Genomic DNA, 23,978 nt, shown 5'->3' on the forward strand with positions numbered 1-23,978 from the left:
CGACCCCGAGGCCGCGCACTGGCGTCGCGGCGTCGAGGCCGCAACGCGGTGGCCGCGCGAGACCGCAGCGTCGAGCCGCGGATACCTTACGTCTTCGTAGTCCGGAGGAGTGGGACAGCGCGGTGGGCGGGTTTCCGCTGGAGCGCCGGCTGGCAGACGTACGGCGCTACTACGCACGTTGGAGGCCAAGCGCGTCGTCGAACTTGAGGGCCGGGCTACCCCGCCTGCGCGGTTTCCCCGACCGGGCGCAGCGTGCTCTCCCGCAGCTGGTCGCGGAGCCACATCGCCGGTGAGGGACTGGGGCGGCACGGCATCCGCGGACCCGCGATCCTCAAGGGCTTCGAGCACGGCAACAGTGCAACTGTCCGTTGAACGGCATCAGGGTGCCCGGGGTGCGGCCACCAGCTAGCTCGCGCCGGAGCAGATACCGGACGGTGCAGGGGCTCGTTGGCCGTGTGTATCGACACCAGACAGGAAACCAAGTGGGAGCGATACGGGTGCCGCCGTTCCTGGGGCGGACCGTGAGCGGGAGGCGGGCGCGGTGCCGGTGTTGCGGGTGGTGCCGCTGGCGGGTGAGACGACGTGGTCGTTTCTGCACCGTGTCGCGGATGCCTACGGGCTGCAGGTCAGCAACCTGAGAGCGTGGTGGCGGTGGGAGAACCCGGTGCCGCAGGGCTGCGGCGTGCGCCCGGACGGTGAAGTGCTGCTCGATGCGGCCGCACAGACGCAGGTGGCCGCGTGGTGCCGGATCCCGGCGGGGCATCTGGCGCGGGCGCTGCCCTCGTGGGCAACCGGACCCGAAACGGTAGCTGGCCGGGACGCGGTCGGAGGCGGGGATGGGCGGGGGTGGGCGCGATGGCGGATGGGGGCGCTGGAGTGGGGTCCGGTGGCCTTCGCCTGCCGGCTCTGCGCCGCCCGGCGCGGGACCAATGGCAGGCCGGTGTGGGCGTACCGGCAGCCGTGGCGACGCCGGTGTGGGCGCCACGGCCGGTGACTGTCCGCAGTCAGTGACGGACATCCGCTGGAGTTCGCCGATGTGAGCTTGCTGGGTGGCGAGTTGGCGCGGGCGCAGCGTCGGTGGGGGCGGGTGGAGACGGCTGCGCGGGCGGCGGATGCGGCGCCGGGTGAGGTGTTCGCGGCTGGCGCGGTCGGTGGTGTGCCAGTGGTGGGAGTCGCAGGAGTTCTGGGCGCGGGAGGTCGTGTGGGGGCCGCGGCTGGACCGCGTCGTCGAGGCGACGCGTGGGCGGTGCGGGGGTGTGGCGGGATGGGGTGATGCGCAGTGGCGTCTGCTGGCCAGGGACGTGGTGGTGTTCCCGGAGGTCGTGGCCGTGGCGGCAGCTCTGGTCGATGCGCGGCTGGTAGGGCAGGTGGGCCGGCAGATGAAGGGTCTACTGCGGGATCGGGCCGGGGTGGAGCCGTTCGCGAAGGTGCTGGGCGAGCGGCTGGACCGGCCCTGGCTGGCCACGGTGGAGACGGCCGGTGCTCCGGGGCCGTTGGCACGGTGGGTGGCCGTGACGGCCCGCGAGCAGCGAAAGCCCGACGGGGCGCCGGCACTGCGCGGGTTCAAGGGGAAGTGGTCGGTGCGTGCCCCTCATCAGCCGGTGGAAGTGGGAGCAGGTCTGCTTGAGCTGGCCGCCGGGTCCTCCCCGGCCGATGACGGCGGGCCGGGTGAGGCTGCGGCGGAAGAACGCTCGAACAGGCAGCCGTCTGGCGGGCCTGGCTGGGCGTTGCGGCAGCGGGAGGCGGAGCTGTTCGCCGACGGGGTGGAGCGGGCGCGGCGTCATGTGGAGCGGTTCGGGCATCTGGCTTTGGCGCACACCGAGAAGGGGATGGTGGACGGGTTCGATCTGGGACGGTGGCTGGCCCGCCGGCGTGCCGAGGCCGTTTCCCTGACCGCCGACCAGACGGCGCAGCTTGCGCAGTTGGATCCGTGGTGGAATCCGCCGTGGCCGGTGGGCTGGCAGCGCTTTTGGCACCGAGTCCGGCGGTATGCGGGCGAGCACGGGCCGGTACACGGCGGGGACAACCTGGACGGGCTGCCGCAAGGCTTGCAGACCTGGCTGCGCCGCCAGATCCTGCAGTACGAAAAACTGCATCCCGGCCAGCAAGGCCTGCTGGCCGAACTCGGCCTCACCGCACGGGAGGTCGAGCGGTTCCGGACCTGGCCCGCAAGGCGCCGTCACCCCGGCGAAGCCCTCGCCGCGGCCCAGACCTATGCGGCGCGATTCGGGCATCTCGCGGTGACCGGGGCCACCGTCATCGACGGAATCGCACTGGACGCCTGGCTCAGCAGCGCACGCCGACGCCAGCGCACCACCGGCCGGCCCACCCGGCTCGGAACCCGCTTGAGTGCACTCGATCCTTGGTGGAACCCGCCGTGGGCGCTGTCCTGGCAGCGGATGTGGTGGGCCGTCCACCACCACCTCAACGGCCTCCCGGACGGGTCGCAGTGGTGGCCCGACGCACCCGGCAGGGAAGGCGCTGTGGCGTGGCTGCGCGAGCAGCACGCCCGCGCCTCGCTGCTGCCCGGCCAGCAGCAGCTCGTCGCCGACCTGACGCCCGTAGCCGGTGACGGGCCGGTGTGGCGGCCGCGGATCAGCGACCAGGCCTGGCACACCCTCGCAGACCTGCTGCCCTCCCGGCCGGCCGGCGATCGCCGGTACCGCAGTGAACGGGAGATCCTCGAAGCCATCATCCACATCGCCCGCACCGGACGGACGTGGCCCCACATCCCCGAAGAGCTCGGGAGTTTCGCGACCTGCCGGATCACGTTCAAACGCTGGCGCGCCGACGGCACCCTCACCCGAATCTGCGAAGCGAGCCTGCCCGAAACCGACGCCCCCTGGCAGCAGCAGCTCACCGCCTACATCGACCGGCCGGGACCATGAAAACGCCCGGCCCCGGGCCGGAGCTTGTCCGGTGAGGGAGCCGGACACCGGCCGGGCGGCGGCAGGGACAGCCCGCGACGTGCGGGCGGGTGAGGTTCCCGGCGATCGGGCGTGCCGGCCTCGCAGGGCGTGCCACATTGCTCTGGTCGGAGGGCGGGCGAGGGGTGTCGGGGAGAGCTGTGGAAGCAGGGGCGTTGCGGACCGTGCCGCTGGCCGGGGAGCTGACCTCTGACAGCGGGGATTGCCGTGGAGGAGGTCGCCCGGTGGACGGGGATGCCCGCTGACGCCGTGATGGACATGCTGGCCAACAACCAGGAGGACGGTGGCGGCTGACGTCCGGCCGGTCGCATCACGCGGCTGGTGCTGGGCCGCCTGTCAACCGTGTAGCTCACGCGTTCCCCGTTGGGATCCAAAATCCGGGAAATGCCCCTGCCAGCGGACGGATGCGGCTTGGGTGAAACAGGTGAACGAGGCGGGGACGACCGGGCCCGGGGGCCGGGTGAAGCGAGCGAGGACAGACGGGGTGACAGGGTTCGAGGCCTGCTTCCTCGACCCTGTGGGGCAGAGCGTGCAGCAGCGGTGGGCCGATGCGGTGCTGACGGTGGCCTTCGAGGACCTGCCGCCCGTCTCCGCGTTCCCGTCGGTGCCGGGACGGCGGTGGGGGCCCGGCCTGTGGTGGTCTGCCACGACCGGCCGCCACGTGGCCGCCGGCTCCAACGCGATGCGCACCCAGCTGATGCTCCTGGACCGCGACCCGGAGGTGGTCGCACTGGCTGGGTGCCCGGTGCGGCTGCTGTGGCACACGCCCCGCGGGCAGGCCCGCTCCTGGACCCCGCAGCTCTTCGCCCGCTACCGCGATGGCACCGCACTGCTGGCCGACTGCCCCAGCCATGTCGACGCCATCGGCGAACGCGCCCTGAAAGCCGGCGAAGCGATGGAAGCGGCGTGTACGGACGTCGGCTGGACCTACCGGCGCCTTCAACCACCAGACGAGGTCTTCACCGCCAACCTGAAATGGCTGGCCGGCTACCGCCACCCCCGCAACGCCGGCCAGCCCGGTCAGAGGGCCGCTGTGCTCGAGGCATTTTGCCGGCCGCGGCCGCTGATGGAGGGCACCGAAGCGGTTGGTGACCCGATCAAAGTCCTGCCCACTGTTTTCCATGCTCTGTGGCACGGACAGCTGACGACATCACTGGAGAGGCCGCTGCACGAGCGGGCCGTCGTCACCACCAGGCGGCTGGGTGGGAGCACTGACACCAACCCACCGGCTACGGCAGGACACCTGCCCCCGGGCAGGAGCGAGGGCGGGGGTGAGGCGAGTCGGGACAGCGGTGCGGCCACCTTGGCCGCGGCCACACGCCCGGGGCCGGCGCCGGACACTGCCCGGGGCGTGCCCCAGGTCAGGGCGTTGGGCTGTGGAGAGGTCTCGTGAAGGGCGAGCGGCCGGTGGTGGCCCTCGGAGCCCACGTCCGCTTCCGCGGCAACCAGTGGCACGTCGTCGCCCTGGCGGAAGGGCGCCTCCACGCCTCCACCTCGTGAGCGAGGACGGTAGCGAACAGGCAGTGCTCGCCAGTCATCTCTTCGCCGACTCCGACTTCGCGGTCATCGGCGCCGCCCCACCCCAGGCGGTCCCGCGGTGGGGCCTGTTCGAGACCGCACCAGCCGCGGCACGCGAGAAGGCCTTGGCCTGGCAGCGGCACGTGAGGGAAGTCGAATGCGGACTGCCCGACGGGCCCGCGAGCAGCAAACCCGTGCGGCCCCCGTACGACCCGGCACGGTTCACCCTCGCCGAGCGGGAACAGGCCAAAGCCAAAGAGCTGACCGCGGCCGGCTTCGGCCGCGTCTCACGCCACCACGGTGCAGCGGATGCGGCTCGCCTACCGCAAGCAGGGTCTGTGGGGGCTGGTCGACCACCGGTCCACGCGCAGCCCAAGCGCCACGGGGCGGCAGGACGAGAGAGTGGTCGCCGCGGTGAAGGAGGCACTGCACCAGCGGCGCGGCCGGTCCAAAGGCACCATCAGCGCCCTGTTCCACCTCATTCACCACATTCTTGAGGACATGCACGGAAAGGGCGTCGTGCCGGTGCCCTCCCCGGCCACGCTGTACCGGCTTATCGACCAGCTCGCCGGGCCCGCCGACCATCCTGCCCGGCGGGTACGGACCGGGCCCATCACCGAGGACGGACGCGGCCTGACTCCGGCTGTCGCGTTTGGCCCGGTGAGCAGGTCCAGATCGACACCACCCGACTCGACGTCCTCGCCCGCTACGAGGATGGCACCCTCGCCCGGCCCGAACTCACCATCGCCGTCGACGTCGCCACCCGCGCCATCCTCGCCGCCGTCCTGTGCCCCGGCGCCACGCAGGCCGTGGATGCGGCCCTGCTGCTCGCGGAGATGGCCGTTCCTCATCCGGTCCGGCCCGCCTGGCCGAACGTTCTGCGCTTCGCCCACAGCCGGCTCCTGCCGAGCGAGCGGCTCCTCGCTCTGGACCAGCGTCTTGAGAGCGCGGCCGCCCGCCCGGTCGTCATCCCCGAGACGATCGTCGTCGACCGCGGCAAAATCTTCTGCTCCAAAACGTTCAACGCCGCCTGCGAAAGCCTCGGGATCAGCGTGCAGCCGGCCCCGCCGCACGCGCCCACCGCCAAAGGAATCGTCGAGCGGACCTTCGGCTCCATCAACACCCTTTTCTGCCAGCACCTGCCCGGCTACACCGGATCCGACGTCACCCGCCGCGGCCGCACCGTCGAACGCGAGGCCTGCTTCACCCTGACCGAGCTGCAGGACCTCCTCGACGAATGGCTCGTCCACTACCACCACCGCCCCCACGACGGACTGCGCCACCCCGTCCTGCCCAGGACCGCGCTGCCCCCCCACCAGATGTGGGGAGCGCTGGTGTCGGTCGCCGGGTATGTCCCCGTGCCCCTGACCCGCGACGACTACCTCGAACTCCTGCCCGTGCGCTGGCAGGCCATCACCGAACACGGCATCCGCATCAACCACCGCACCTACGACCACGACGTCCTCGCCCCCTACCGCGGACAGCCCTCCCCCCACGCCGGGCGGGGCGGGAAATGGGAGATCCACACCCATCCCCACGACATCCGCCAGATCTGGCTGCGCCTGCCCGACCACACGTTCGCCGAGATCCCCTGGATCCACCGCGACCACCTCCACCGCCCGTTCAACGAGCAGACCTTCCACCACGTCCGCAGCCACCTCACCCCGCACGGCGACCCCGACCAACATCAGGCCGACCTCGCCGACGCCCTCGACCAGCTCATGCGCCGCGCCCGCACCGGCCACGCCATACCAGCCGAAACCCGCCTGATCACCCGCATCCCGAACGCCCGGACCCCCCTGCCCCCACCGCGCCCGGACACCGGCAGCCTCGACCACACCGACGTGGACCCGGACCCGGACCCGGGCGCGGACTGCGGCCCGGGCGCGGACGCGGAAGAGGGAGAAGAGCACGGTGCCGGCGGCGCCGCCGGCATGCCCTATACCGGACTCGGTCTCTACGACGCCGAAGCGGAGGCCCTGAAATGGTGAACACCCACAGACCGCCCGCAACCAGCAGCCTCAACGCCGACCGCGTCAGCACAGGACCCCGCACCGGATCGGCCGAGCTGCCCAGGCTGCAGGAACCGTACGGCGAGGGCACGGCAGCGGGGTGGCCGGTGACCACCTGGCAGGGCTGGCAGCACTTCGCCACCACCCCCCTGCCCCAACCGCCCCGGCCCGGCGAGGCACCCCGCAGCCGCGAGACGCGGCTCGCCTACCACTCCGCGTTCGTCACCGTGAGAACACCGGCCATCGACACCCTCGCCCACCAGGTCCGCACCCTGATGATCCTCGGCCGCCACCAGCAGATCACCGCACGCCCCTCACTGATCGTCACCGGCCCCCCAGCAGCCGGGAAAACCACCGCCCTGCTGCACGTCGGACGCACCTGCCACCTCGCCCACACCCTGCGCACCCCACCACCACCCGGCACCGCCCACACCGCCGTGCCCGTGGCCTACGTCCTCGTCCCGCCCGGCGCCACCGCGAAAACCCTCGTCACCGAATTCGCCCGCTACCTCGGCATCCCCATCCACACCCGCATGACCCAGGCCCAGATCACCGACGCCGTCTGCCACACCTACAACAGCGCCCAAATCCAACTCGTCCTCATCGACGAAATCCACCGCCTCAACCCCCGCACCACCACCGGAGCCCAAGCAGCCGACCTCCTCAAAGACCTCACCGAACGCATCCGCGCCACCTTCGTCTACGCCGGCATCGACGTCACCACCACACCCCTGTTCACCGGCGTGCGCGGCGCCCAACTCGCCGCCCGCGCCACCCTCATCAGCTGCGGACCCCTCCCCGCCCGCACGGGCACCCGCCGCCCCTTCACCGACACCCTCACCGACCTCGAAAACGCCCTCGACCTCACCCACCACACCCCCGGCACCCTCCCCCGCCACACCACCTACCTCCACCAGCGCACCGCCGGCCGCATCGGCTCCCTCACCCGCCTCATCCGCCAAGCAGCCATCACCGCCATCCACAACGGCACCGAAAAAAATCACCAAAACCACACTGGACGCCGTCCAACTCGACCACCTCGCCGAAACCCACCACCACCCCCACACCACCCGCTGAAACAACCCACCCCGCACCAGCCACAACACCCCGGAAAACAAAAAAGAGGGGCCCCCGCGCGCACGCGAAACCCCCAGACAGCCGGACCTCACACCACCCGGTACCGCCCCACCAGACGAAGCCTTGCAGGCCGCCCACAGCACGCCCAGGCCAACACCCCAACCACCAAGGCAACACCGCTCCCCGGCACCACCGCTACACGCGACAGCCCCCAGATCCACTGAGAAACCACACAATCCGCTGAGAAAACACCCCACACGACTGCAGCAGAATCACCTCAAAATCCACAAAAACCCAGCCGGCCGACCAGCTAAAACACCACTCACCAGCCCAAACACACGCCAGCCCTTTACAACCGGACACACGCCCCGACCAGACCGCCGCACCCCCGGCCAGGCCCCAAAGCCCCAGCTCAACCAGCCCGGACCCTCCCCCACCCACCCCCGGCCTGACTCTCAACGAACAAACAACACACCAGGTCAGAAGCATCCGCACGCCAAACACTCCTCCCTGGAACAGACCTCGAGCACAGCCTGCCCATCGGGGAGCCGTGGCTGCCCGGGTCCCACTGCGATCACCTGCTGGTCAGCCTTCCCTACCTCCACGGACCTGACCTCGAGCAGTGCCCACTGCCGGACGGTGATGCCCGCATCCTCTGGGTTCTGCCGGTCACCGCAGCCGAGATGGCATACCGCCGCGAGCACGGCCACGAAGCCCTTGAACAGCTCTTCGGCGAGCACGCGATCGTCCCGACCGACCCAAGGCGTCCATCCGTCGTCTGACCTAGCGAGCTTCTGGGACGCAAACGGCAGCCACGGAGTCCTCCAGTGCCGTCAAAACTCGTCGACATGTCGAGGCACAGTGATCACCGACTGCCGCCCAAAGCCATCAATAGTCGCTGTCCGTTTTCATCAGCGAAGCCAGCGGGCTGATCGCGTTAGGCGCGGCCGGGGTCGGTGTGGCCGGAACACTGCTGGCAACGGTGGTGTCGCAGCGGATGCTGGCACGGGTGCAGGCGCAGCAGTTCGACCGGGAACAGCGCGACGCTCACGCGCGGTGGCTGCGGGACCAGGAGCTGACGGAGTTGTCCCGTCGGCGCGACTGCTACACGGCGGCCAACGCCGCGTACCGCCGTTACCGGATTGCCTTAATGAACTTCCTATGGGCAGTCCACCGCGCGCAGGCCACCCCAGCGGACCGGACGGCAGTCGAGGAGGCCAGGAGTGGTCACCACACCGCCTTCGCGGAGGCGCAGATGATCGCCTCCGCTGACGTGCTCGCGGAACTGGACCTGATGACAAAGGTCCTCGCAGGCGCCCACGCCCGCACGATGCGGCTTGCAGACGGGGTTCCAGAGCCCGACGGCTCGTTCGAGCAGATCCATGCAGAACTGGTCAGGATCACACAGCGCTGGGTGGGCATGCGCGGCGCAATGCGGTCCGACCTCGGCCTGGCCCCCGCCCCGAACGGCACCAACCCCGATCCTGCCGACTGCCTGCCTCCGGCGCCGACGTCGGGACCGCTCCCCGCGCCGCACACCGTATCCGGTCCCGCCTCGAACGGGCCGACGGGTCCGTAGGCCGGGGAGTCCCTCCCCAGTCGGCCTGGCATCATTCTTCGGCGCGGGTCGCGCAACGGTCACTCGCGGCCCCGAGCTTGTGGTCGACCGAGACGCCAGGTCACCTCGTCCCGACGGCTCCGCGGGCGCGGGCCAGCTGGCGCAGCTCAGAGCGCCCCGCCGGCAACCGCCCACACGGACCTGCTCAGCACCCCCTGGCCTTACCCGCCTGGTAACCCGCCGTCAGGTACGAAAGCGGGACAACCAGCCGTCGGCCTTCCGCGCAGACTCCACTGCTTCCTGCTCTTGACGGCGAAGCTTCTGCTCCTGCTCCTGACGCTCGCGTTCATCAGCTTCGACCCGCTGCTCGGCTGCGACGTCCGGGTTCTGGCAGTCCACGCACCTATGCGGGTACGACGGGCGGCTGCTTTAGCCCCGGGGGTTGGCGATCACTTCCCACCGGTCGTCGGTGAACTTTCTTCCGCAGTCCGCACACACCGGCCGCCGCGCCTCCCGATCCGCGGCTTCCCGCTCCTGACGGCGCTGCTCTTCTTGTCGGGCTGCCTGGCTGCGGCAGGCGAGGTAGGCGTCCCGACGGGGATTGCCGACCGCGTCCAGCAGCGGCTGGCGGTGCTCGCGCCCGAAGCGCCAGAAAGCGGGCCCGGCCGGGCTGTGTTCGCGCAGCGACTCCAGTGTGGTCGCCACTATCGGGATGCAGCGGTCGTAGGAGTGGTAGGAGTGGTAGCAGCCCGCCGTGCCACCGGCCCTGCCAGTGGTGGCGGGTCAGGTCGCCCTTCACCGGCAGCGCGACCTCGGTGGCATAGGAGGGCAGGGTGCCGATCGCCCGGGGCACGGGCAGCGGCCCGGGCGGCAGCGACAGCTTCGGCCGGGCCCCCGCGACCAAGTCCAGGTTCGGCTTCGGACGGCAGCGCGATGACCATCTCGTTCACCGTCATCGCGTGCGAGGCACCGAGCAAGCACAGCCCCAGCCCACGGCTGCAACGCCTACGTCGGACTCCCCCCACCCCCGACGACTCCCCCTGCAACAGCAGTCCCGCCACGTCCGCCTGCCGGCGGCCAGCAGTCGGGGCCGATCCTGAGCGTGCTGGGGACCGTGCAGATCAACGGCATCAGCGGCAGCAGTCACCGTCCACGCGAAGCGCAACTGGCCGCGCTCCTCCACTCCAAGCCCGGCCGCAGCGCGGACACACTGTGCTCCGACATGGACCCACTGGCCCCTTGGACGAAACGCACCCTGAACAGCCGCACGGGAGATCTGTGTCGGGCTCTCAGTGACGACCCCCACGGCAATCCCTACGTACCCCGCCGCTCAGCCATCGACGACCCCTACGTCATCAGCGAGCACGTCCTGTGCGACTGGGACAAATTCCAGGCGCTCGCCGAGCAGACGCTCCTCAACGGCCCATCCGACGTAGCCGTGCTGGAGACTGCTTTGGGCCTGGTCCGCGGCCGACCGTTCGGAGCGCACCTGCTGCCCTGGATAGAAGCCCACGCACAGGAGATGATCACCCGCATCATCGACGTCGCCCACACCGTCGCCCAGTGGCGCACAGTCCCCGGCCCCGACCGCGACCTAGTGGCCGCCCGACAGACCGTGTCTGTTGACCTCAAGGTCGACAACAGTGCCAAGCTGACTGGTTCAGGATCGAGCACGCCAGCGGAAACCGCTCGGGCCTGCACACCGGCATCTCACGACTCCAGCAAGACAACCGGACCATCGACGCATCCCAGGAACTGGAGACTCAGCACCTCATCCAGAAGCTGCTGGACTCCCCCTCCGAGCTCGCTGGCGCCAGGTAAGTGACACCAGCGCCCCCTCAACACCCCACCCGCACAGGAGAAATCCACGGGAGCTTGCTGTCGTCTCTTTCGGGGTGAGGATTGAAGCGCCCCCCGGTTTGTCCGCAGCAGTTCGGATCGGACGTCACTACAGACCCTTCCGCCTCGACCAGCAACCCGGTGCACGTGTGCGGTCAGAGCACCGCCCGGGCGAGTGTGAGGGCCAGGGCAAATCTGGGGTCAGTGCTGCCCGATGTGGGGCAGGAAGGGGGGCCGGCGGCCAAGGATGCGGTCATCGCCGCATCCCAGCCTGCCGGTCTGGCAGCGCAATCCAGCACTGGGCCGACCGATCGGACGGCCACAGGGATGCGCTACGCCATGTGGTGCGCGGACCGCGCGGTGGAATGCATGAGATCCACACAAACACGTCGTCAAATCATCGATGGAACCAGAAAAACACAACACTCCCCACTGGAGAGGAATTCAAATGAGCACTCACAGCGATTCCCTTGCCATCATCGTGGTACACGAGGATTTCCTCTTGCGGCAGCGGCTCGTCAAACAGATCAGCGAATGGTGCGACGCGAGCATTTGGGTGGTAGGAGTGGGTGAGCGAAAATTCCGAACTTATATCACACCTGAGGAGCTCGCAATGAAACATGAATCAGGAGGAGATCAGAAGTCTAAGAAAATCATCGCCGTCCTTCATAGTAGCAACCTAAATAGATGGAGTCACCGTAAATACAGAAGACTACTTAAAAAGGCTGGACAACTGGAAACTAAATTTGCACCCCTGCCTGACCGTGGCGACCTAAAGCGGTATCCGGCAGAGAGTGAAAACGTTTTTAGAGATGAGCGCGCCGCGAGAAAGTTTCAGCAGGTCGTCGAAGGCTTGTTCCGAGACTGGAATCCGGACGATGCAGAAGTCACCCTAACAGGAGCGAACGGACCCAAAGCTAGGTATTTGCAGCGATTTATGTTCCTGCACGGAATCCCCTACCGCTGGGTTACGGATGAAATCCCAGAGACCAGAGCATGCTTGAGGGACGGCACTGAATTTCCGGCGACGGTGGGCGAACTATACACGCGCCTGATCCTTGGGAAGCCGCCCTACGATCCAGAGCGACGATACGATCTCGTGATCGTGGGGGCCGGTCCGGCCGGCTTGTCGGCCGGAATCAGCGCAGGCGCAGTAGGTCTAAGCGCCCTCGTGATCGAGCCAAACCGTCCCGGCGGAAGTGCGGCAATGTCCATCAACAGAATCGAGAACTATCTCGGCTTCCCCGGCGGTGTAACCGGAACGAAATTGGCCAAACTTGCAGTCAAGCAGCTCCAGGACGTAAAAGTAGACCTTTGCCCGACAATCACGGCGAGAGAAATCCAGAAGGACAAAGAGAACGATTCCCGCTACATCGTCGTAGGGGTCACCGCAGATGGCGAAGTTGTTCGCCTATCGACCGGAATGATCCTCATCGCTTGCGGACAGAAGCCGGGAACTCTTAGGCACCCCGACACCAGCGAGGATCTGGAAATTCCCCAAGATGTAGAAATCGGGTATGACATGGAGCCGCACGTAGCAAACGACGCTCAAGGAAAGAGCATCCTAATCGTGGGCGGCGGTGACACTGCAGGGCAGGCTGCCCTCCTCTACCTGGAGCACAACTGCGCATCGGTACGACTGGTGACCTACGATTATCCCGACATGGGAGGCGCCCTCTACGAAAAACTGGAAAAGAAAATCAAAATTGATTACAAATCCACCGCGGTCGGGTTCAATCATGAAGACGATGGCCGAATTAGGACGACAATTAGAAGCCTGGGAGACAGAAAAAAAGAACACTCTCATCTAGCCGACAGGGTTCACGTGCTAATCGGAGGCCGACCGAATACCGATTGGCTGGAAATTAGTCCGGTGAAGGTAGACATGGAAGACGGATTTATTCTGACCGACGTCCACACCAAGGACTTTAGGCAGGCTGAGGCCGGGGCCAGTCATGGGGAGCGCCTGGTCTTGCCACATCCCTTCCACACGAGCCAGAAGGGAATCTTCGCCGTAGGCGACGTACGGCGACTCACCCGCCGGCGAGTGGGTCAAGCCGTAGGACAGGGTGCGGCCGCCGTAGGGTCTATGGAGAAATACCTTCTATCAAAGGACGAGAGGAACGGCGGTTACGTATGGCAGCGTGTCCTGTCCTCCGACCCGCCAAGTCTTTGGCGTCGATGGCGCGAGGCCATTTCGGAGGCCGAAAGCAAGAGCTGCTCAGGCACATCGGAGGAGGCCTAGCGGCCGCCCACCGCAGCTCCAACCTCACAGGGCAACACTAAAACCCAAACCGCAGGTTCTCAGCGCAACGGCATTTGCAGCTCGGTTACTGAGGTTGAACTCGGGTTGTCGTAGCCGCTGACAGGGCTTGATCCTCGCGGTACTCCGTTGTCATGAGGTACGCGCAGGGTGGCGGTCTGTCCGACGAACGCCGGCAGTTTCGCGAGGGCATCCGCATGATGGCCGCCGAGCGGTTCGCCGCGGGCGAGCCGAGTTCGGCGATCGCGAAGGAGTTACGGGTCAGCGTCCGGTCCGTCCAGCGGTGGCGGCAGGCGTGGGACAAGAACGGCCCGCAGGCCTTGCGATCAGCGGGATGTGCCTCTCTGCCCCGCTTGAGCGAGGCCCAGTTCGCCCGGCTGGACGCGGAATTGGCGAGGGGACCGGTCGCGCACGGCTGGCCGGACCAGCGGTGGACGCTGTCCCGCATCAAGACAGTGATCGGCCGTCGCTTCCACAAGAGCTACACCCTGCAAGGGGTGCGCAAGCTGCTGATCCGGCACGGCTTTTCCTGCCAGGTGCCGGCCAGACGGGCCCTCGAACGCGACGAGGAGCAGGTCACCGGCTGGGTGAAGGAGACCTGGCCGCACGTGGAAGGACCGCGGCGGCGCTCGACGCCTGGATCGTCTTCGAGGACGAGGCCGGCTTCTCGATGACGCCGCCGGTTGCCCGCACGTGGGCCAGGCGCGGGCAGACCCCCGTGATCCGGGTTCGCGGCCGTTCCCGCCGCCGCATCTCAATCGCCGCGCTGACCTGCTACAAGCCCGGCGAGCGATCCCGGCTGATCTACCGGCCCCGCCGCGACGACGGCCGCCGTGACGCACGCAAGAGTTTCGCCTGGACCGACTACCGCGACCTGCTCATCACCGCTCACGCCCAACTCGGCGGCCCGATCGTGCTCGTCTGGGACAACCTCAACGTCCATCTGGCGTATGGAATGCGGCAGTTCATCGCCAGACAGGACTGGCTGACCGTCTACCAGCTGCCCTCCTACGCACCCGACCTCAACCCGGTCGAGGGCATCTGGTCGCTGCTGCGACGCGGCTGGCTGTCCAACACCGCCTTCACCACCCCCGAACACCTCATCCAGACCATCCGCCACGGGATGAGAAAGATCCAGTACCGCCCCCACCTCATCGACGGATGCCTCGCCGGAACCGGACTGCCCCTCACTCCAACGACTTCATGAGTTCAAGCTCAGTAGTCTTCGCACAGATCTTGCCAGGGTAGGAACGGCACGGGGGTCTCGGGGTCGAGCAGGGAGCGCGGCCCGCCGTCGCATAGAAACGGCGGCAGGCTGCGCGACTGTCCGGAGAGGGGCCGTACGCCATCGGATGCGCGGCGTGATTGCGCAGCCAGAACGTAATGCCGGGGTCCCCTCCCGCCTCACACCCGCTCTGCACCCGGTACAGGTCCTTGCCCGGAGGCAGGTAGCCCGGGCTCGGCGACGGCTTCCTTGCTGACTGCTTGCCATCCGGCGGCGCCGCGGACGAACAGCCGGCTGGGTCGGCGAAGAGCAGGACCGGGGCCACGGCCCCGAAGCGGTATCTCACCCGGTCAGCGGGCCAGACCCAGGCCATCGCCACCTCACGTTCCCTGCCGGCCGACGTCAACGCGTCGGCGGATGCGGCAGTCAGACGCAGTCCCCATGAGCATCCCAGCCCTCAGACCCCACGATCAGGGGGGGGCAAACAGCCTCCAAACCCCGTACACAGGACGACCGTTCGCGTCGAGCGAGCTGGCGTCGTCACCTTCTATTCCTACAAGGAACCAGGGAGTAACAAAGGAACCGGAGAGACACCGCAGAGATCCCCTACCGCCCCTACTACGCCTACGAGGCGACCAACACCGCACACACGGCTCAGACCCCGGCACCTGCGTCATGGGCCTAGGAAAACCAGCGGGCCCACAATCCCGAGCCCGCCGGTCGCACCGAACCGCCAGAGCCGCCCGATCAGCTCCCGCAGCGGCACGCTCCCAAGGGCGAGCCGCTGCATGAGCGGCGTCGGCAAGAGCGCTTTGGGGCGATGAACGGTGCCTCGGCTGCCTCGTCCTGCCCGGTCTCAGCCGCCGGCGCTGCCTCACCGTTCCCCGCCTCGCACCGAGCACCGTAAAACGACTCACGGACCGGCCACGTCGCCGTCTTCGTCCGGGATCAGGGCAAGCAGCTGCGGAGTCTGCGGCGAGAGCCGGCGGAGCAGCAGACAGACAGGAAGTTCGAGGAGCTGGACCGGCGCAGGTGACGGCGTGCAGCTGCCAGGCCGGCCCGCGCGGTGTACCCGATCCGACGTGCCGAACGCCGGAAGGCCCCGTCCCGGACTGATCCAGGACGGGGCCGGAAAGAAAAGGGTGTGGTCGTGAAGGGGCGGTCGCCTACGCGGCGAAAGGCTCCATGAGGCTTCAGCCGAACGATCTTCCTCATGGGCTAGAGGTGAGGCCCGGGGACACTGTCCCCTTCACAACCACGCCCTCCACAACACAGACCACCCCGCAGCCATTCCCGCACCCGGCACGACCCCCAGGACTCGCCTCCGCGGCAGACACGGCCTCGCAGAGGTGCGGAGTCCGTCCCCGGATCCGGGCCCGACGGTGCTGACTCTTCCGGGTGCACGGGGCGGAACGCGGCGTGGAATAGGTGGCTGCCGGGTGGCATGCGATGCGAGCTGCCTTCAAGGACTGCGGTCCTCGGTCGGTCCGGACGGCTGTCTGACGAGAGCTACGAGACGGCCGCCCGACCCCACCGGAGGACCACAGCCGCTCACAGGTCTCGTCGCCTGCGCGACGACCCACTCTTCACCGTCCATCCACCCGTCACCCAGGCCGCTTAACAGACCCGCGCATCCCGCCACCCGTCGATATCCTGCCGGGCCAAGCAGGAAGGCGGGTCCAGTGGGCTTCGAAACAGAACGATCAGCACGCATCATCGCCTTGCGGGAAACCGCCCGGCCCGTCTGGCAGGCCACCGGCGACACGGACGCACTCCAGCAGTACCTCAGCGACAACGGGTGTCACGGAGTCGAAGCCGTATTCGTGACCATGGACCTGCTGATCCGCGATCTCGCCGAAGCCCAACGAGCCTTCCTCAACGCCCCCTGCCGTAACGCCGAACGCAACTTCCACAACGACGCCGTGAACGCACTCGCAGAGGCTGCCGACCACGACGCCTGACAGCACCGCCGGCCGGCAGAGCCTCTCGACTCAGCCATTAGGACTCCACCGACCGCGTGGGCCTGTGTGTGCTCAGGGGCCTTCTGGATGTCGTTTAACCCGCCGTCTGGACCTCAGCGGGCGCTATCGCGGAGGCGCGTTCCAGCCTGCGCATGAGCTGCCACATGACGACGATCGACAGCCCCGCGGCGCAGATGTCCAGACCGTCGCTGAACATGATCTGCCGCAGGGCATGACGAGCCTGGGCAGCACTGACAGCCTTCTTCAGATCCGCGGAGGCACCGCCGTACGCATTAGCCGCGATGAGGACGGACAGCCACCATGCCGTGAGCAGAGGATGCCCTCGACGACGCTGCGGTTCCGGTCGGCTGGCAGCCCACAGGTCGTTGACGAACATCTTGGGTACGAAGAGCTGCGCCACCGGTATCACCCACCCGAAAACCAGCCACGCCCTGCGCCGGCGCTGCCCCTTGCGCCAGAGCACATCCGCGACGTCGCGCATGGTGGCGAGCCAAAGGCTGAACTGGAGCAGAGCCATAACGAGCAGAGCGGTCCGCCAGCCCGTCAGGTTTCTGAAATACGTATCGACCTCGACCAACGGGTTGTCGACGTAAGGCCCCGACGCCAGGGGCCCGGCCAGCAGTTGGTACTTCTGCCACGCTGCCAGCAAGGCCGCGAGGGTCACCAGCGCGAACGCGGCGAGGGCGCCGGAGGCGAACCGGGCCTGCCCGCGCGGCACCCTGATCGATCCGGACACTTCACACCTCCTGGAGACCGCCCGTTCGGACTTCCCGCAGGTCGGCAGCGGATCTTAACCCTCGGGGAAGCGCATGCAACAGCGTCTTTGCAGGTCAAGACCGCAACAAGGAGCTGACATCAACGGCTGACACAACAGGCACGAACGTTGGCGGGCAACGCCGAATCCTTACGACCGCCCATCCCGCGACCACCAGGAGAAGACGAAGGCAATCGAGTCGTCGTAGCAGCCAAAAGCCGTCAGCGCGATACGCGTGCACGTCCGGGCACCGCGCAGAGCACGGCCGCGCCGGGCACGGCGGGTCCGCATGCACTGGCGGGCGCGCTGGCGGCGCTGCAGCACCCGTACGTCCGCCTCGATCACCGCGATCTGGTGCCGCTTGATGTCAAGGACGGCCTCGGCCACGGCTGCCTCGCCGCGACAGCCAGCCAGCCAGCTCCAGCTCTGCCTCGGTGAGGAGCTCCTAGCAGAGTTCCGCTCACCGACGGGCCGGCCCTGTGGCGTCGGCGTGGGGGCTGGCGTTTCAAGGGCCGTACGGCCACTCACCCGTTGAGGCGCTGAGGAACGAAGCTCCGCTTCTTACCCGCGTTCGATGGCTGTGTCCCGGTAGGGGCGGGTGTAGCGGGTGGCGGCGTGAAGGTGAGGCCGAACAGCTCGCATATGATCCGTGCGTCTGCGCTGGTCTGGGCTTCGTCGATGATGCGGTCGTCACGCAGGAGGTGGCTGGAGGCGGGGTAATGCCGGTACAGCCAGGGGCGGCTGACCGGCCCGGTGGACAGGGCGCTGCGGTGGGTGACGAAGAAGTACGGGTTGGCGGTGTGCGGCCAGCGCTGGCTGCGGTGGGTGAGGTAGGCGGCCAGGCGTACACGCACCGGTTGGGCCAGGCGGACGGTGCGGCCCGGCAGGGACAGCAGGCCGTCGCCGAGACTGCGGCGGGCGTCGTCAAGGGTCAGCCCACGGATCTCGCTCGCCCGCACGGCATGGAAGGCCAGCAGCGCGGTGACGGCGGCGCGCGCAGGGTCGGGAGAGGTCAACGCCTGGCGGATCGGGGCGAGGTCGGCGGGCAGGGGGATGGTCGGAGCGGGGGTACCGACGCGGAGGTGGACGGCCGGGTTGGAGGCGATGATGCGCTGCGCTGCCAGGGCGGTGAACACCGCGCGCAGGCCCGAGGCGGTGTGGGTGTGGTCGCTGCCCGTCAGGCGGCAGGCAGCCAGCCGCGTGCGGAGCTGGCCAGCCGTGACGTCGGCGAGGTCGCGGATGCCGGAGTCGGCGAGGCGGGTCAGGACGGGCAGCGCGAAAAGCAGCTGGTGGCGCACCGTGATCGCGGAGCGGGGCCGGCTGCGCGGGGGCCGGGAGTTGTTGCCGTGCAGGCGTAGGGCCAGCCAGTGGGCGAGCTGGCCGGCCATCGGCTCGGGCAGGTGGGCCGTGTTCCGGGTGAACCAGGCGTCGATGGCGGGGGTGCGGTCGTCCTCGGTGAAGCCGCGGGCGGTCAGGAACTCCTGCAGCAGCCGGGTGGGTACGTCGGTCGCGGCCAACTGGTCGATCAGGGTCACCGGGACCGGGGCGCCGGGAGTGTCCTGCACCGCCAGCAGGATCCGCAGGCCCCGCCGGGCCCGGGCCAGGGTGGAACGGGACCAGCCGCGTGATGACGCCCAGGCCGCCAGTTCCTGGTCCAGCCATGCGGCCAGGACCAGATCACGCGGGAGACCACCCGCGGCGGCGAACCTGCGGGGCGGAGGCTCGAACAGAATCAGCTGCCGGTGGCCGAACGGCACCAAGGCTGCCGGCGACGCCGCGGTGGACGGCTCTGCGGTGGACGACTCTGCAGGACGGCCTCCCAGGGGCGGCCGGGATCCGGCTCGGGCGGGACGGCGTTCCTGCGGGCGGGTGTTGGCGAAAGACAGCTGCACCCAGCCGTCCTCGAGGGCGGCGGCGTAGGACAGGTGCAGGTTGCCGGTCGCGCGGCGCAGCCGAGCTCGCTGCAGCCAGCACATCCGGCACACCCGGTCCTGGTTGACGGCGACCGGGCGCTGGCACCACGTACAGGGGCCGCCTGGTCCCTTCCGGGAGAACTTGCGGTGCCAGGCCAGACATCCCCAGCACCGCCATCGCGAGGCGGCGCTGGTCCCCCAGGCGTAGCAGTCCGGGCACGCATCCCGCCGCTCGGGCGAGCAGGGATGGCAGGCGGTGCACAGACCCTGGTGGAAGAAGAAGCCGCTGCGGCCGCAGACCGTGCACGGGGGCGGGGTGTGCGGGCCGCCAGGCAGACAGACGAAGCAGACGTCCATCCTCGGCACGGTGAAGGCCACCGGCCGCACCCCGCAGCCGGGACACAATCGGGGGCGGCCACGGCTGCGCACGAATTCCTTCAACTCCTTTGCCTGGGAGCGGCCTTTGCGGCCCGCCTGCCCGCGCCCAGTGGGCGGGCCTGCGGAGGCGGGGCCCGGGTTTGCGGGCATCACAGCAGCGGCAGCGACGACCGCACTGTCCCCGCCTGCCCGCTCCACCCGGCGTCTTCCGTGCCGGGCGGTGCGCCTTCACCGGCCGGATGCGGGCCGGCCATATCGGGAGGGGCGGCGGCGGTGATCCAGCCGCCCGCCAACGGGTCGGGTGGCTGCTCCAGGACCAGGAGTCCGGCCGGATCGCAGCGCAGCACACGGCACAACACCTCGAGGTCGTCCAGCCGTATCGACACCGGTGCCACGGTGGTGGACCACAGGGCCGACATCTTGCCCGCGCTGATACGCAGCCCTGCCTGCGCCAGCAGACGGCGCATCTCGACCGCCTTGAACACGCCCCGCTCGGCCGCCCGCAGCCGCAACTCCCACCGCACCCTGCCGCCCTCTCCCTCTCCCTCGCCTCTTCGATCCCGCCCCGCCACCCGCCGTCTGCGGCCTACGGGCCGGGGCCCAGCAGGCGATCGGTGAGGCGGTCGTTGGCCTGCTGCCAGCACCGCTCGATCCGCTCGGCGGGCACGTGCACGTACTGGGCCGTCGTCGACAGCCACCGATGTCCCAGCAACGCCCCCACCGCCTCCAGACCCACCCCACTGGCATACAGATGGGAGGCGCAGAAGTGTCTGAGCGGGTGCGGGGTCAGCCGGCCCTGCCAGGCCGGCAGCCACTGTGCGACCGCCCTCGCCAGCCCGTCGCGCAGGGTGACCGCGCAGGCCGGACGCCGCCCGCCATCGAGGGTGTGCAGGCGGCTGGGCAGCAGCACGGCCTGCCCGCCGGCGGGCTCGTCACCGAACTGCGGACGCACCTGCGTCAGCCACCACCCCAGCAGCCGGTCCACTCCGTCGATGGCCGGCACCAGCCGCTGCCGGGGTCCGCTGCCCCGCGCCCCTTTCCCGCACCGCACATGCAGGACCCCGTACGCACCCGAGCCTGGATACCAGTCCCCCACCCGCAGCTGGACCGTCTCGTTGATCCGCAGGCCCACACGCCGCCACAACGACGCCGCCACATAGTCCCGCGCCGCCGCCAAAAACCCGGCACCGGCCGTGCGCGGGAGCTGGGCCCGCCATGCCTGGAAGAGGGACTCGATCTCGCCGGGAGAGGGCGGGATACGGACTCCGACCCGGGCCAGGCGCCGGGGACGGTTGAACTCATCGACCGGACACACCACCGGCCAGCCCGCCGTCTCACGGATCCACCCGCCGTAGCGGGTCTCGACGAACGCGTAGAACCGGTACACGGCCTGGGCCATCTGCCCCCGCGTCTGCGGTCCTGTCCCCCGCTCGCGGGCCGCGACGAGCCAGCCGTCCACGTCCCCGGGCTGGACCTCCCACACCGGACAGGCGGCGAAAGCCAGCAGCTGCTCGACCCACACCCGCTGCTGAACAATCCACCGGTCCGTCACCCCCCGCGCCGCCAGCGCCAGCACGAACTCATCCACCCACGGCATCCCGCCCGCCCGCAGATCAGCGCTCATCCACCCAGCGTGAAACCCCACCGGCCCAGTTCCCGAGGGAAGTTCACAGATGCTGAAGAACCGACCACATCACTGACCTGCGGGACCCGTGCTCTGACCAGCAGCGACCACACCCGAGCGAACCGGACCGATTACGTAGCCGACACCAGCCGAAAGCTCGGGGCTATTGCCGCCCACGCCGGCCTTATCCCTGAGCAGATCCTGGCCCAGCTCGCTGACAAGGCCCGTATGAATGACGACGGCACGGTCACCGTCGAGTCCTTCACCCACGCTGAACAGCGATCGCACGAGCTGGGGTTCTGTGGTGCGCTTGGCGTCGCTCACTCTCGGGCATGTCCGACCCAGGCCTGATGGCGGGACGCGACGTTCAATCCATCGCGCAGGCCGCCCCGCAGGACACCGACGCGTTCTGCCTTCCACAACCTGCAGCCCGTGTTGGTCTCGAACGCCCGCGCGAGGCGGATCGAACTTATATAGAACAGCGCACCTCGCTGCAGGAACTAGGCGTGCAGGGGGCGTAGCGGCTTGCGGGTGGGGTTCGGTGAGACTGAGGATGGTTGTGCGCTGGACGCTCTAGGATGAGTCGGCTGGGGTTGGGGACAAAGCGCCAGGCATCTTTGGCAGAGGCTGTGGGCTCGCAAAGGGGCATCGGCGCGGAAGTTGGAGCGATCGCGCAGTGCACTTGAACAGCTTTAGCGTGAGTGGTTTTCGCTCGTTGACCGAGGTCGCAGACATCCCAGTCCGGAAGCCCACGATCCTTGCCGGGCACAACGATGGGGGCAAGAGCGCCTTGCTGGACGCTCTGGCCTTCCTGCTCGGTAAGCATCCGCTAGCGGAGGACGACCGTACCTATCTGACCATCGACGGAGACGAGGATTCGGCTCCGGTGCGGTGCGAGGAGAGCAGTGTCGAGGGGGCGTTCACTCTGGACGCCTGGGAGCAGGAACAGTTCGATCTGCCCGCACAGGTACGGCTGCGACGCTGTTCCGGTGAAGACCTGGCTTCTCGTCTGGAGGTCTGGGAGCGGATTCCGGCTGATGAGCGGCTGCTCGACCTGTCTCAGTGTCTCGCGCCAGCGTTGAAAGACCTGGTGAAGGAGTTCGGGCTTTCACCCAGTTCCATGCGCAAGCCGGACCTGGAGCGGGCTCTGCGTCAATACGGGCGTGACCATTCCGACTCGGACGGGTGGGTGGGTGCGCCGGCCGGTCTCGACAAGCGCATGCCTCGATATCTGCCGTTCGACAGCAAGAAGCCGGATGATGCCGTCAAGACTGTGTTGGTCGGCCGATTCCAGAATTACATGGCCGATCCAGAGCTCAAGGGCAGGCTCGCCGCAATCGAGGGCGAGGTCCAGGACCGGTTGCGTATCGATGCGAAGTCCTTGTGCGAGCACATCGAAATGCGCTGTCCGGACCTGCAGAAGGTTTCCGTCGAGCCTGACGTCTCCTTCCAGCAGGGGTTCCGGGCTGCGCCACTGCGTGTGGCACGACGTGCTGGCGAAGCGGTGGGGCTGGATCGCACCGGGCTGGGCAGCAACCGTCGTATCTCGCTGGCCATCTGGGAATGGACGAGCGAACTGCTGGCAGAAGAACAAGGCACCACCCCCACGGCGAGCACGGGTGACAAGGCGCCCGAACCGCCGCCGGTCCAAACGATCGTGGTGTACGACGAACCGGACACCCATCTCGACTACACCCATCAGCGCAAGATCATGCAACTGATCCGGACGCAGAGCGATATCCCCAACGTCAGCGTGCTGGTGGCAACCCACTCGATGAACCTCATCGACGGCGTCGACATCTCCGACGTGGTGCACCTGAAGCTGGAGAAGCACCGCACCGTGGTGGAACGGCTCGGCACCGGGCTTCTCGGCGATGCGATCGACGAACACCTGGGGAAGATTGCAGCCGCGGTCGGGCTGCGGAACTCGGTACTGCTGCACGAACGCTGCTTCCTGGCAGTGGAAGGCGAGACCGAACAGCGCGCCTTCCCGCTGCTGTTCCGGCTGTGCGAGGGACTGTCGCTACAGGCAGCCGGCATCGCCCTGTGGGCCTGCTTCAACAACGAAGGCGCCCTGCACCTGGCCCGCTACCTCGCCAAGCAGGGGCGCACGATCATGCTGGTGGTCGACGCCGACAGCCGCAACGTGCGCAAGGGAATCTTCAAGACTCCCAAGCTCACCGAGTTCTTCGGTGCCTATGCCAGCCGCTACGTGAAGTTCCTCGGTGAACCGGAGGATGACGACCCGCAGCAGGAGAGGTACAACGAGCTCGAAGAACTCTTCCTCGACGACGTGTGGGCCCGTGTCGGCAACAAGATCTGGGCCAAGACCGATGGCATCTGGCAGCCTGACGATTTCGCTGCCCTTCGAGGCGAGGGCAAGTTCAGCGAATCAGTCCAGGAAATGCTGCAAGCGCACAGCGAGACCGGTCCCGGCGGCAAGCCCGAGATGATGTACGAGCTGGCCATGGCCCTGGACGACAAGAACGATGTGCCGGACCAGCTGCGAGGTGTCTTCGAACAACTCAGACAGCTAGCAGCCTGAGACGTCCTCGCATGGCCTGGCCGCCGCCAGCCCCGGAAGGGCGCTGGCGGCGACGCGCCCGCATTCGCTCCTTGCGTTGCTCCAATGTCGGAGCTACCCACTCGTGCCACCCCACCGGCGGCTTCCACCGCTGCATATGCTCGCGTTCATCAACCCCGCACCAGCGGCAACCGCTGGGCGCAGGTATCCGCAGGTCAGACCCCTTAGTGGACATTGCCACTCCTTCCCCTGAACACATTCTGCCCGCCACCACTGACATCACCCCGCCGCCTGGTCTCCCTACCGCAACGACGTAGCGACGAGCCCGGAGACGGCCAGTGACTCCCCACTCTCCGACATCTCCCCGAGGGCCGCTCTTCAGGC

At 68.3% G+C, this 23,978-nt stretch carries 20 protein-coding genes; 12 read left to right on the forward strand and 8 right to left on the reverse strand.

Features of this window, described 5'->3' with window-relative positions; all coding sequences use genetic code 11:
* Window positions 1-1,256: 1,256 nt before the first annotated feature.
* The 6 genes from OOK38_RS34290 to OOK38_RS34315 all read left to right on the forward strand — a co-directional run bounded on the left by OOK38_RS34290 (window position 1,257) and on the right by OOK38_RS34315 (window position 9,113).
* Complete coding sequence (locus OOK38_RS34290) at window positions 1,257-2,888, forward strand: Helicase associated domain protein (protein WP_266850037.1); 1,632 nt, start codon at window positions 1,257-1,259, stop codon at window positions 2,886-2,888.
* 523 nt (window positions 2,889-3,411) lie between these two features.
* Window positions 3,412-4,320, forward strand: a complete 909-nt coding sequence (locus OOK38_RS34295) for a TnsA-like heteromeric transposase endonuclease subunit (protein WP_323178870.1) — start codon at window positions 3,412-3,414, stop codon at window positions 4,318-4,320.
* Between the two features lie 934 nt (window positions 4,321-5,254).
* Window positions 5,255-6,436 (forward strand): Mu transposase C-terminal domain-containing protein, encoded by a 1,182-nt coding sequence (locus tag OOK38_RS34300; protein WP_323178871.1) that lies wholly within the window; start codon window positions 5,255-5,257, stop codon window positions 6,434-6,436.
* Entirely contained in the window at window positions 6,430-7,758 is a 1,329-nt protein-coding gene (locus tag OOK38_RS34305; RefSeq protein ID WP_266850039.1) for an ATP-binding protein, read from the forward strand. The genes OOK38_RS34300 and OOK38_RS34305 overlap by 7 nt, the downstream gene beginning before the upstream one ends.
* A gap of 357 nt (window positions 7,759-8,115) precedes the next feature.
* Window positions 8,116-8,316: a suppressor of fused domain protein gene (locus tag OOK38_RS34310; protein ID WP_266850092.1), complete on the forward strand. Its 201-nt coding sequence runs from the start codon at window positions 8,116-8,118 to the stop codon at window positions 8,314-8,316.
* Window positions 8,317-8,492: 176 nt separating this feature from the next.
* Window positions 8,493-9,113 (forward strand): hypothetical protein, encoded by a 621-nt coding sequence (locus OOK38_RS34315; protein WP_266850041.1) that lies wholly within the window; start codon window positions 8,493-8,495, stop codon window positions 9,111-9,113.
* Between the two features lie 222 nt (window positions 9,114-9,335).
* On the opposite strand, the gene OOK38_RS34320 is transcribed toward OOK38_RS34315, so the two are convergent.
* The gene (locus tag OOK38_RS34320; protein WP_266850043.1) at window positions 9,336-9,491 is read right to left on the reverse strand and encodes a hypothetical protein; all 156 of its coding nucleotides are present in this window, start codon (window positions 9,489-9,491) and stop codon (window positions 9,336-9,338) included.
* A 30-nt stretch (window positions 9,492-9,521) separates the two neighbouring features.
* Window positions 9,522-9,797 carry a hypothetical protein gene (locus OOK38_RS34325; RefSeq protein WP_266850045.1) on the reverse strand — a complete coding sequence of 92 codons (276 nt, stop codon included), beginning with the start codon at window positions 9,795-9,797 and terminating at the stop codon, window positions 9,522-9,524.
* A 397-nt stretch (window positions 9,798-10,194) separates the two neighbouring features.
* Between OOK38_RS34325 and OOK38_RS34330 the strand changes: the two genes are divergently transcribed.
* The 5 genes from OOK38_RS34330 (at window position 10,195) to OOK38_RS34350 (ending at window position 16,380) form a co-directional block, all read left to right on the forward strand.
* Window positions 10,195-10,917, forward strand: coding sequence for a bacterial transcriptional activator domain-containing protein (locus OOK38_RS34330; protein ID WP_266850047.1), 723 nt, complete (start codon window positions 10,195-10,197; stop codon window positions 10,915-10,917).
* Between the two features lie 462 nt (window positions 10,918-11,379).
* Window positions 11,380-13,176 (forward strand): NAD(P)/FAD-dependent oxidoreductase, encoded by a 1,797-nt coding sequence (locus OOK38_RS34335; RefSeq protein ID WP_266850049.1) that lies wholly within the window; start codon window positions 11,380-11,382, stop codon window positions 13,174-13,176.
* A 152-nt stretch (window positions 13,177-13,328) separates the two neighbouring features.
* Window positions 13,329-13,868 carry a winged helix-turn-helix domain-containing protein gene (locus OOK38_RS34340; RefSeq protein ID WP_266850051.1) on the forward strand — a complete coding sequence of 180 codons (540 nt, stop codon included), beginning with the start codon at window positions 13,329-13,331 and terminating at the stop codon, window positions 13,866-13,868.
* Window positions 13,865-14,401, forward strand: a complete 537-nt coding sequence (locus OOK38_RS34345) for a transposase (protein WP_266850053.1) — start codon at window positions 13,865-13,867, stop codon at window positions 14,399-14,401. Before OOK38_RS34340 ends, OOK38_RS34345 begins: the two co-directional genes overlap by 4 nt.
* A gap of 1,739 nt (window positions 14,402-16,140) precedes the next feature.
* A complete protein-coding gene (locus OOK38_RS34350) occupies window positions 16,141-16,380 on the forward strand; it encodes a hypothetical protein (RefSeq protein WP_266850055.1) in 240 nt (79 codons plus the stop codon).
* 94 nt (window positions 16,381-16,474) lie between these two features.
* Here OOK38_RS34350 and OOK38_RS34355 read toward each other — a convergent pair whose 3' ends face one another.
* The 6 genes from OOK38_RS34355 to OOK38_RS34380 all read right to left on the reverse strand — a co-directional run bounded on the left by OOK38_RS34355 (window position 16,475) and on the right by OOK38_RS34380 (window position 21,394).
* A complete protein-coding gene (locus tag OOK38_RS34355) occupies window positions 16,475-17,137 on the reverse strand; it encodes a DUF4328 domain-containing protein (protein ID WP_266850057.1) in 663 nt (220 codons plus the stop codon).
* Window positions 17,138-17,305: 168 nt separating this feature from the next.
* Complete coding sequence (locus tag OOK38_RS34360; protein WP_266850059.1) at window positions 17,306-17,542, reverse strand: hypothetical protein; 237 nt, start codon at window positions 17,540-17,542, stop codon at window positions 17,306-17,308.
* 137 nt (window positions 17,543-17,679) lie between these two features.
* Window positions 17,680-19,446 (reverse strand): hypothetical protein, encoded by a 1,767-nt coding sequence (locus tag OOK38_RS34365; RefSeq protein ID WP_266850060.1) that lies wholly within the window; start codon window positions 19,444-19,446, stop codon window positions 17,680-17,682.
* 149 nt (window positions 19,447-19,595) lie between these two features.
* Complete coding sequence (locus tag OOK38_RS34370) at window positions 19,596-19,970, reverse strand: helix-turn-helix transcriptional regulator (protein WP_266850062.1); 375 nt, start codon at window positions 19,968-19,970, stop codon at window positions 19,596-19,598.
* Window positions 19,971-20,032: 62 nt separating this feature from the next.
* Window positions 20,033-21,070, reverse strand: coding sequence for a tyrosine-type recombinase/integrase (locus OOK38_RS34375; protein WP_266850064.1), 1,038 nt, complete (start codon window positions 21,068-21,070; stop codon window positions 20,033-20,035).
* A 69-nt stretch (window positions 21,071-21,139) separates the two neighbouring features.
* Window positions 21,140-21,394, reverse strand: a complete 255-nt coding sequence (locus OOK38_RS34380) for a hypothetical protein (RefSeq protein ID WP_266850066.1) — start codon at window positions 21,392-21,394, stop codon at window positions 21,140-21,142.
* Between the two features lie 352 nt (window positions 21,395-21,746).
* Between OOK38_RS34380 and OOK38_RS34385 the strand changes: the two genes are divergently transcribed.
* Window positions 21,747-23,615 (forward strand): ATP-dependent endonuclease, encoded by a 1,869-nt coding sequence (locus OOK38_RS34385; protein WP_266850068.1) that lies wholly within the window; start codon window positions 21,747-21,749, stop codon window positions 23,613-23,615.
* Window positions 23,616-23,978: the final 363 nt, after the last annotated feature.

This window comes from Streptomyces sp. NBC_00568 (genome assembly GCF_026341855.1).
Lineage (GTDB): Bacteria > Actinomycetota > Actinomycetes > Streptomycetales > Streptomycetaceae > Streptomyces.